Source organism: Arthrobacter sp. NPDC080086 (genome assembly GCF_040702285.1).
Window position 1 is genome coordinate 1 of the sequence record NZ_JBFBKP010000150.1, and the last position, 3,870, is coordinate 3,870.

A 3,870-nucleotide genomic window follows, 5' to 3' on the forward strand; every position below is an offset into this window, starting at 1 on the left:
CGCGCTTCCCGGCGGCGGCCCGGCCGCCGTCGCGCTCTCCGCCCGCGCCGCCGCACCGCGCGCGACCACGGCACGGCCCGCACCGCTGGCGCCGGGCCAGGCCGCTGCCGGCCGCCCGGGCACTCTGGAGTCCCAGCTGGTGCCCGGCACCACCGGGGTCCTGCCGCGGCTCACGCCGGTGGAGCACGACGACCAACTGAAAGCCGCCGTCCTCCGCGACACCCTGACCGGCCTGCCCAACGGCACCTTGTTCAACGAGCGCCTGGCCGCGGCACTGCGCCGCGAGGACTCCGTGGACGTCGTGATCATCAACGTGGACGACTTCCGCACCTACAACGACATGCTGGGCCGCTCCGCCGCGGACGAACTGCTGGTGGAGGTCGCCAGCCGGCTGCGGAACTGCATCCGACCGCACGACACCGTGGCCCGCCTCGGCGGCGACGAGTTCGTGGTGCTGCTCACGGACTGCCACAGCATCTCCGCGGTGGCCAAGCGGATCTCCGACTCCCTGTACGCCCCGGCACGGATCGGCGGGTCCACGGTCCGGCCGGCGGCGAGCATGGGCCTGGCGTCCCGGACGGCGCAGACCCAGGACGGTGCGGAGCTGCTGCGGCAGGCCGACTCGGCCCTGAGCGCGGCCAAGGCCGCCGGGAAGAACACCTGGCTGGAGTTCCGGCCGGAGATGCTCGCGACGCCCACGCACCAGTCCGGCGGCGAGACCGGGCTGCGCCAGGCGGTGGAGCTGGGCCAGATCTCGGTGCACTACCAGCCGGTGGTCTCCCCCGGCCTCGGCGCCGTGGTCCAGTTCGAGGCGTTTGCCCGCTGGGAGCGGCACGGCAAACTGGTGCCGCCGAACCAGTTCCTGCCGGTGGCCGAACAAAGCGGCCTGATCCGGGAGATCGGGGACGAGGTAATGCGCCGGGCCTGCGCCGAGATCCGCCCGTGGCTGGCCGGCGACGCCGCCTACAGCGTGGCCGTGAACGTCTCAGGCCTGCAGTTCCAGCAGCGTGACTTCGCCGGCGACGTGCTCGGCATTGCCGCGTCCACCGGGGTGAATCCGCGCCAGCTGATGCTTGAGCTGACCGAGAGCGTGTTCTTCGACGCCGACTCGGACGTGATCCGCCAGCTGCACCAGCTGCGCGAGGCGGGCGTCCGGATCGCCATGGACGACTTCGGCACCGGGTATTCCTCGCTGGGCCGGCTCCGGGAGCTGCCGCTGGACCAGGTCAAGATCGACCGCTCCTTTGTGGCCATGATCAAGACCGGCAAGGAGCACCTGCCGTTCTTCCGGACCATGATCAACGCCGCGCAGGCCCTGGGCCTGAAGGTCACGGCCGAGGGCATCGAGACCCCCGCGCAGGCCAAGTACCTGATGGATCTGGGCTGCGATGCGCTGCAGGGCTACCTGTTCGCCAAGCCGGCGCCGGCCAGTGACCTGGCCGGCACCATGGGCAGCGCCCTGGACGCCATCGACACCGTCGAGGCGGCCGGGTAAGCCTCCCCGGTTCGGCTCAGACCACTTCCGGTTTAGGCCCGCCTCCCGGGTCAGTCGCCCGGGTCAGCTGCCCTTCGGGGCCACCATCGCCTCGCTGCGGTCCCACAGCTGGCGCGCCAACCCGCCGTCATACGCCAGCTTGTTGGCCTTGGAGAGTGCCCGCTTGGCGTAGTACCCGCCGGAGGTCCAGTCCGTGCCCGGGGTGCCGTTGGCGAGCCAGACGAGGGTGTCCGCTCCCTGCTCCGGGGTCAGCATGAAACGCTTCAGGAAGCTCGTGTACGCCACGCGCATGGGGCTGGTGGACTCGGCCGCGAAGTTGGTGGCGACGCCGCCGGGGTGGAAGGCCGCCGTCGAGATCCCGGCGTCGTGGTAGCGGCGGTGCAGTTCGCTGGTGAAGAGGATGTTGGCGAGCTTGGCGTTACCGTAGGCCCGGTTGGTCGAATACTTACGCGCCGCGTCCAAGTCGTCGATGTCGAAACGGGCGAAGATCGAGTTGGCCACGCTGGAGGTGTTGATGACCGTGGCGCGGCTGGCGGTCAGCACGTCCATCAGCTCCGTGGTGAGCAGGAACGGCGCCAGGTGATTGACCTGAAAGGTCTTCTCGTGGCCGTCCACGGTGAGCTGCCGATTTCCCATGATGCCGCCGGCGTTGTTGGCCAGCACGTCGATCCGCGGGTACTTCTCCTTCAGCTCCGCCGCGAGCCGGCGGACCTGGGCCAGCTCGGCAAAGTCGGCCACGAAGTGGTCGGCACCTATTTCCCCGGCGATCTGCGCCGTTTTCGCGGCGGAACGCCCCACGACGACGACGTTCTCGCCTTGCGCCGCCAAGGTACGGGCCGCGGACGCGCCGATCCCGTCGCTGGCGCCGGTGATGACAATGGTCCGTGCACTCAAGGTGGCCTCCCGTGGCTGCTGATCGCTGGTGTTACTCAAGGGTAGTCAACGCTTGGGGCTTCTGGGCTGTTCCTTTGACTGTTCCCGGGCAGGTAGTCCGGGCGGTGGATCCAAGAGGTCCGCCGTGTGGGGCAAGTAGTCGGTACGCCTGACGTAGGGCCGATCCGCTCATAGCCTGAAGGCTAGTGGGAGTACCGGGCCCGCCCGGACACGAGAGAAGGGATCATCGTGCGCTCAGCCCTCACATTGCTCGGTCTGACTGGGGGGACACCGGTCGTCAGGGCAAACCGTCACCGGCAGCTGTCTGTCGCTGCCCTCACCCTCGAGAGGGTGGTCCCATGAAGCACCGCTCAGTCCCCTGGATCGTCTGCCTGGTCGCCGCCGCGGTGCTCTCCAGCAGTGCCCTGCCCACCGCCGCGCCGGGTCCGGCCGCGGCTCCGCCGCCGGAGGTCTCCAGCGACGCCGGAGCGAACGCGCCCGCACCCATGAGCGGCGCGCTCGGCGGCGGACCGGACGCACCCCAGGCCGTCGGCGCGGCGCCGGCCGTGGTGCCGCCCGCCCCCGCAGCCATCAAGGCTCCCGCGGCGGACACCATGGCCGCTCCGGCGGTAGCCGCTCCCCCTCCCCCGAATCCGGTGGGTGTGCCCGGGAGCTGGAACCTGGTCTTCAACGACGACTTCAACTCCCTGAACACCGCGGCCTGGACGCCGTACTGGTTCGATGACTGCGACCTCAAGTCGGTCAAGAACAATGTGAAGACCTGTTCCAGCAACGTCCGGATCGCCAACGGAGAGGCCGTACTGCAGCTTAGCGACGTCTCCTCGGGGGCGCTGCTCTCCACCAACCCCAACGACGGCGTGGCCGGGCACACCGGCTTCCAGTTCACCACCGGTTACGCGGAGGCCCGCATCTTCTTCCCGGGCACCTGTGAGACCAGCATCAGGAACTGGGGCGCCTGGTGGACCGCCGGCCAGGCCTATCCCTCTACCGGGGAGATCGACATCGCCGAACCGCTCGCCGGGGACATGTGGAGCGTGTACCACTCCGCGGCGTGGAAGAAGAGCCGGATCGTTCCCGGGTGCTGGGCCGGCGGCTATCACACGTACGGGGTACTGCGTAAGCCGGGTGCCAACGAGGTGTACTACGACGGCGTACTGGTCCACTCCTACGCCACCAGCGACAACGTCAGCCCGCACTACCTGCTGCTGAACATCGGGGTGTGGCGCGGTGCCAGGATTCTCGGTGAGGCCGGGGCCATGAGGGTGGACTATGTTCGGGTGTGGGAGTAGCCGGCGCCCTGTCTGAGCCCTGTCTGAACCTTGCCTTGGTGGTTAAAGTGGGAGAGCCTCCAACCGTGTGGTTGGAGGCTCTCGACCTAAATGATGTTCCGGCGGTGACCTACTCTCCCACACCCTCCCGGGTGCAGTACCATCGGCGCTGTGGGTCTTAGCTTCCGGGTTCGGAATGGGACCGGGCGTTTC

Annotated in this window: 3 protein-coding genes and 1 rRNA gene; 2 read left to right on the plus strand and 2 right to left on the minus strand. The window is 69.1% G+C overall.

Features of this window, described 5'->3' with window-relative positions:
• Positions 1-1,495: bifunctional diguanylate cyclase/phosphodiesterase (locus AB0305_RS22805; RefSeq protein ID WP_366174150.1), on the plus strand; the 1,495-nt coding region annotated here is incomplete at its 5' end.
• Between the two features lie 63 nt (positions 1,496-1,558).
• Here AB0305_RS22805 and AB0305_RS22810 read toward each other — a convergent pair.
• Positions 1,559-2,389: an SDR family NAD(P)-dependent oxidoreductase gene (locus tag AB0305_RS22810; RefSeq protein WP_364136712.1), complete on the minus strand. Its 831-nt coding sequence runs from the start codon at positions 2,387-2,389 to the stop codon at positions 1,559-1,561.
• Between the two features lie 338 nt (positions 2,390-2,727).
• Between AB0305_RS22810 and AB0305_RS22815 the strand changes: the two genes are divergently transcribed.
• Positions 2,728-3,678, plus strand: a complete 951-nt coding sequence (locus tag AB0305_RS22815; protein ID WP_364136710.1) for a family 16 glycosylhydrolase — start codon at positions 2,728-2,730, stop codon at positions 3,676-3,678.
• Between the two features lie 96 nt (positions 3,679-3,774).
• Here AB0305_RS22815 and rrf read toward each other — a convergent pair.
• Positions 3,775-3,870, minus strand: a 5S ribosomal RNA gene (gene rrf / locus AB0305_RS22820); the annotation flags it as partial.